The 5,921-nt window shown below is 54.5% G+C and carries 3 protein-coding genes and 1 pseudogene; 2 read left to right on the forward strand and 2 right to left on the reverse strand.

Annotated elements, in window-relative coordinates; all coding sequences use genetic code 11:
* On the forward strand, nucleotides 1-656 hold a 656-nt coding region (locus QNK41_RS14945; RefSeq protein ID WP_319258294.1), incomplete at its 5' end, for an amino acid ABC transporter permease.
* Nucleotides 653-1,384, forward strand: a complete 732-nt coding sequence (locus QNK41_RS14950; protein ID WP_319258296.1) for an amino acid ABC transporter ATP-binding protein — start codon at nucleotides 653-655, stop codon at nucleotides 1,382-1,384. The genes QNK41_RS14945 and QNK41_RS14950, both read left to right, overlap by 4 nt.
* 101 nt (nucleotides 1,385-1,485) lie before the next feature.
* Here QNK41_RS14950 and QNK41_RS14955 read toward each other — a convergent pair whose 3' ends face one another.
* A complete protein-coding gene (locus QNK41_RS14955) occupies nucleotides 1,486-3,948 on the reverse strand; it encodes an FAD-dependent oxidoreductase (RefSeq protein ID WP_319258297.1) in 2,463 nt (820 codons plus the stop codon).
* A pseudogene (mttB, locus tag QNK41_RS14960) lies at nucleotides 3,945-5,429 on the reverse strand ([trimethylamine--corrinoid protein] Co-methyltransferase). The gene QNK41_RS14955 and the pseudogene mttB overlap by 4 nt, the downstream one beginning before the upstream one ends.
* Nucleotides 5,430-5,921: the final 492 nt, after the last annotated feature.

Consider the following 5,921-nt stretch of genomic DNA (forward strand, 5'->3'; position numbering starts at 1 on the left):
AGTGGAAACCAGGCCTGCTGGTCATCGGTTTGTGGGTCACCCTTAAGATCAGTGTGATGTCCACGATATTCGGTGTGATCATTGGTATCATCAGCGGATTGATGCGCATTTCGGACAACCCGGCCCTGCGTTGGACCTCCATCGTCTATGTAGAGCTGATCCGGGGCTCTCCCCTGATGGTCCAGATTTTGATCTGGTACTTCGTTCTGGGGACGCTGATCAATGACCTTTTATATACCTACGGCTTCGGTCAGATCCCGGCGTTCTGGTACGGCGTCGCTTCACTGGCCTGTTTTGCCGGTGCCTACGTGTCGGAAATCGTGCGGGCAGGCATCCAGTCCATCCATCGCGGGCAGACTGAAGCGGCCCGCTCTGTAGGCATGAGCTATGCCCAGTCCATGCGCTATATCATCCTTCCCCAGGCACTTCGCCGCATTCTTCCGCCTCTTGCCGGGCAGTTCATCAGCCTGATCAAGGATTCTTCCCTGCTGGGGATCATTGCCATCCGCGAGTTGACCAAAGCGGCCCGGGAAGCGGTTACGGCAACGCTTCAACCCTTCGAGGTGTACATTCTTCTGGGGCTGTTGTACCTGGTGCTTACCTTTACCCTTTCCATGTACGTGCAACACCTTGAGAGGAGGATGGCGACATCGTGATAAAGGCAAAAAATGTATACAAAACCTTCTATGCCCCCCATGAGATCCCTGCACTGGTGGATGTAACGGCCAACATCAAGGCTGGCGAGGTGGTCGTGGTGATCGGCCCCTCTGGTTCCGGCAAGAGTACTTTTTTAAGGTGCCTCAACCGCCTGGAACACGCCACCAGCGGGCATATCTTTATCGACGGCACCGACATCCTTGCCCAGAAGACCGACATCAACAAAATCCGGGCCGAGGTGGGGATGGTATTCCAGTCATTCAACCTGTTTCCCCACAAGACGGTGCTGGAAAACGTGACTCTGGCTCAGAAAGTGGTGCGCAAGCGTTCGGGTGACGAAAGCCTGAAGAGAGCCATGGTCCTTCTTGAAAAGGTGGGCATCGTCGACAAGAAAGATGTCTTTCCGGACCAGCTCTCCGGCGGCCAGCAGCAGCGGGTGGCCATCGCCCGGGCCCTGGCCATGGACCCCAAAATCATGTTGTTCGACGAGCCCACGTCGGCGCTGGATCCGGAGATGATCGGTGAAGTGCTCGACGTCATGAAGACCCTGGCTAAAGAGGGCATGACCATGGTGGTGGTCACCCACGAAATGGGCTTTGCCCGTGAAGTGGCCGACCGCGTGATATTCATGGATGCCGGCGCCATCGTGGAGGAGGGCACTCCGGAGCATTTCTTCGTCAGCCCCACCCACGATCGAACCAAACTGTTCCTCAGCCAGATTCTTTAGCTTGACCCCTTTTTAGCGAACCCATCGACAGGCAAGGGCCCGGTTGCACTGCAACCGGGCCCTTGCCTGTCATACGGCACTGTGCCGTTTTTTCATCGCGGTCAGGATTTGATCTTCTCCATCCCAGGATCGTAGAGCGGTGAGAGTGAAACGATTGCCGGATACATCTTGTCAGCGATGTCAATTTCCCATTTGCCCGCATCGATATACGCCTGATCGATCGGTTCTTCCGTTTCTATCATGAAGAGTCCAATGGCGCCACCCAGCGTGTACCCGTAAGAACCGGATCGGACATAGCCCACCGGCTTACCATTCCTGCTGACCACTTCGGCATGGAACAACAACGGGGCCGGGTCTTTGACCAATACCTGGGCCAGCCGTCGGGTCGGATGACCGTGGGCCTTTTTTCGGGCACACGCCTCTTTTCCAATGAATCCGGCGGGTTTTTCCAGTTTAATCGTAAAACCCAGTCCAACTTCAAACGGATCGTCGGTGTTGTCCATGTCGTGGCCGTAATCACGATAGCCTTTTTCCAGTCTCAGGCTGGCCAATGCTTTCAACCCGGCATGACGAAGATTGAATCGCTGGCCCGCATCGACAATGGCATCGTAAACATGTGTGGCCTGTTCTGTCGGGATGTATAGCTCATAGCCGAGTTCACCCACATAGGTGAGGCGGACGCAGATCAACCGGGCGTAGCCAATGGCGATCTCGGCGACATGTCGATAGGGAAAGGCCGCATTGGATAGATCTGCCGATGTGATGGATTGCAATAATTCACGGGACTTTGGTCCCTGGATGTTGAGTTGGGCATAGGCAGCGGTCATATCGGTGACAAAGGCATGGGCATCGTCCGGAATATGGCTTTTCAACCAGTTCTCTGCATGACGATGCATGGTATCCGTTACCACCACCAGATACCGATCGCTTTTTAGCTTGGCTACCGTCAAATCGGCTTCGAGCCGCCCGTCTTCATTCAACCAGGGCGTGTAGGTGATCCGGTTGGCGCTGCCATCCACATGGTTGGCTGATAAATAGTCGAGCACTTTACCGGCATCGCGGCCCTGGACCATGAATTTTGACATGAAAGACATGTCCATGAGGACGACATTTTCGCGGGCCGCCTGATGCTCGGCTTCCCAATAGGCAAACCAATGGTCCTTGCCCCAGGAATGTCGGTCAATTTTGGCCTCGTGACCCTGAGGGGCATACCAGTCTGCGCCTTCCCAGCCGCTGATGTCCCTGAAATAGGCCCCCTGATCGGTTAGACGATCATAAAATGCCGATTTCTTGGCGCCTCTGGCTGTCTGCATCGATTGGTAGGGGTAGTGGCATTGGTAGACCTTTCCCAGCGATTCAACCGTCCGGTGTTTACGGTATTCCGAATTGTTCTGATAGGTGTGCAGACGGTCAATGTTAAACCCGGTGATGTCGACATCGGGCCTGCCGTTCATTATCCAATGCGCCATGACGCGACCCAGTCCCGGTCCGGCGATAATCCCGACTGAGTTGAGCCCAGCGGCGACAAAATAATTTTTCAGTTCAGGTGCCTCACCCACAATGGGTTGAAGGTCGGCGGTAAAACTTTCAGGCCCGCAGAAAAATGTTTTTATACCGAGCTTTTTAATCACAGGCACTCTTGATATGGCCTTTTCCACAAAAGGCCCCATGCGATCCCAATCCGGTTCGATCTCGCCGAAGGAAAAGTCTTCCGGAATCCGTTTGATGTTCCAGGGCGCGCAAACCGGCTCAAATAGGCCGACCATGAGCCCACCGACCTCTTCACGATAATAACCATAGTGAGACGGGTCTTCCAATACCGGCATGTTGGGAGGAATGCCGTCCATTTCTTCGGTGATCAGGTAATAGTGCTCGGCTGCCTGGTTGGGAATATTGACGCCGGACACATCGCCCAACTGGCGCGCCCACATGCCGGCACAATTGACGACGACCTCGGCCTGGATATCCCCATGACGGGTTTTAACGCCGGCGACTGCGCCATTTTTCTTTGTGATGCCAGAAACAGACACGCCCTGAATGATCTGAACGCCCTGGTTGCGGGCGCCTTTGGCCAGTGAAAGGGTCGCGTCCACAGGGTTCACGCGCCCATCGTCTTTTACATAGAAGCCGGCAAGCAGATCATCCACTTTGGCCAGCGGAAACAGTTCCTGGATTTCTTTGGGCGATATTTCCTGTGCATCGACCCCGCAATATCGGTTAAACGCAGCCACACGGCGGTATTCTTCCAAACGATCGGTATTGCTGGCGACTTCAATAAATCCGATGGGGGTGAAGCCGGTGGAGAGGCCGGTTTCCGCCTCGAGCCGGCCATAGAGGTCACGGCCGTATTTGCGCAGCTCTGTCGACGTCTCCGACAACGATCCAAAGGTCACCATCAGGCCTGCAGCATGCCATGTCGTTCCGGAGGTGAGTTCATCCCGTTCCAAAAGGACGACGTTTTGGCAACCCAGGTGGCCCAGGTGGTAGGCAACGGAACAACCGATAATTCCGCCGCCGATAATGACCACATTGGCCTGTTTGGGTAGCTTCACATTCTTTTTCATCGATCTTCTCCTGTTTCGATTCCAATCTCCGCTTCAGCCTGTTCGACGATGCTCCTGATTTTGGCAAGTACCTTGTCAGGCAGCGGCTCGGGGTGATGGTTGTCGAGGATCCACCGCGCTTTCGTCATGGCCCGTTCATAGGCGGTGGTGGCACCTGCGGCCTCCCACACGCCTCTCATCCTGCGCTCGATAATCTCAGGCTTGGATTGATTCCGCATGCCTTTGAAGGTTGTCGGGTGCATGAGAAAATCACGGCCCGGACCGATCTCCTTGATCGCGTCCACGGCGAGTGTTTCCGCATTCACCGGGATTCCCTGCACAGTAAATTTGATCATGCGGGCAAATTCGCAGTCTAACACCAGTTGGCCGTAGTCGAACGTGATGCCGCTTTCAAGCATTCCCAGACCGTAGATCATATTGGCACCTGCCAATGCGGGCAACAGTCCGGTGAGCGTCTTTTCGTGGCCTGCCTGGACGTCGGATATTTTTGAATCGCCCTAGCCACCGGCGACATAGCTCGGCAGGGCATAATAGCGCGCCAGTCGCGCCACAGCCCCGCTGATCAGCGCACATTCGGGCGTCCCCACGGTCGCCGCGGCCATTCTCAGGTCCATGGCGGTGGTCGAACTGCCGTAGACGACCGGCGCTCCCTTGCGGGTTAGCTGGCTCAAGGTGATCCCGCCCAAGAGTTCCGCATTGTGGGTCACCAGGGTGCCGGCCAGGGTCACCGGTGCGGTGCCGCCGGCCATGGCCATTGAGAGAATGTTGCACACCACATTGTTGCGGGCCGATTCCATGATGATTTCGCAGCAGTCCGTAATCAGTTTCAACGGGCTGACCGGGCAGGTGGTGAATGAAACGATGGGCCGTTCCTTCAGCCGCTTGACCCCGCCGACGATGGCTGCGGCCATTTCCAGGATCTTGTTCAGCAGCCGGCCGTTGCCCGGGCCGAAGGCGCAGTGTTTGGTCGTGTGAGTCAGGTAGGCTTCGGCGTTGTGCAGGGGGACCACCGCCTGGTTGACGTCGTGGGCACCCAGGGCCTTTTCACAGAAATCCACCTCGTCGAGGTAGTCGATCACCCGGGCGGTGTCGACCAGGTCCTGCTTTACCGGTGTCCGGTTCTCACCGGTGTGGGGGTCATTGATCTTTACCCCTTCGCTGAAATTGGTGAAGTGCACCCGGTTGCCTTCCAGTACCAGGTCGTGCCTGGGGTCCCGGCCGGCCAGGATCACTCTTGAAGGCGCCGAACGGATGGCTTCTTCAACGAGATGGGGAGGGATCCTAACGATCCGGCTGTCCCGGTCCACCTGGGCGCCAGCGTTTTCGAAGCGGTCCCGGGCGGTCGCATCTCCTACATAGATGCCTGTTGTTTCAAGCAGATCAAGTGTTCCCAGATGGATCTCCTTGAGCTCCTCTTCGGTAAGGATGTCGAGGCTCAGGCCTCCGTTGCGCTGCTTGCCTGCGTGTATATTTCGTTTCATAGGCAGATTACCTTATTTGCGTAAATGGACGTTTAGTACCTTAATCTTTAAGCTCGTGCTTTTTGTCTCAGAAAACAAAAGACAATAAATAAAATACAATAAATAAAAACCAAATGACAAATAAATCACAATAGCTAAATTCAAAATTCCAAACCCTGGAGTCTTGAAGAAAGGACATTCCAATCATCAATTTTGGAGAAATCAAATTGATAATCAACTGTTGGTTTTTGTCCTTGTTTGAGATTTGGATATTGTAATTTGGAATTTATTTGAGATTTGGTATTTGAAGTTTGTTATTTAACTTGTGGTACTTGTGATTATTTGTTTCCGGTTCATCCGGGTTAATTATAAAGATGTGTGTTGAGATATTCATAATCTCGGGTCAACTTGCCATTGTAAACAATCACCGCCTTTTGAATCTCGGGGGGCAGACCCGACGCTTCAAGTGTACTGCCGTAATCGGCCGCCAGCAGGCCGGGCACGAATGGCTTC

It is taken from the genome of Desulfosarcina sp. (assembly GCF_033791525.1).
Taxonomy (GTDB): Bacteria; Desulfobacterota; Desulfobacteria; order Desulfobacterales; family Desulfosarcinaceae; genus Desulfosarcina.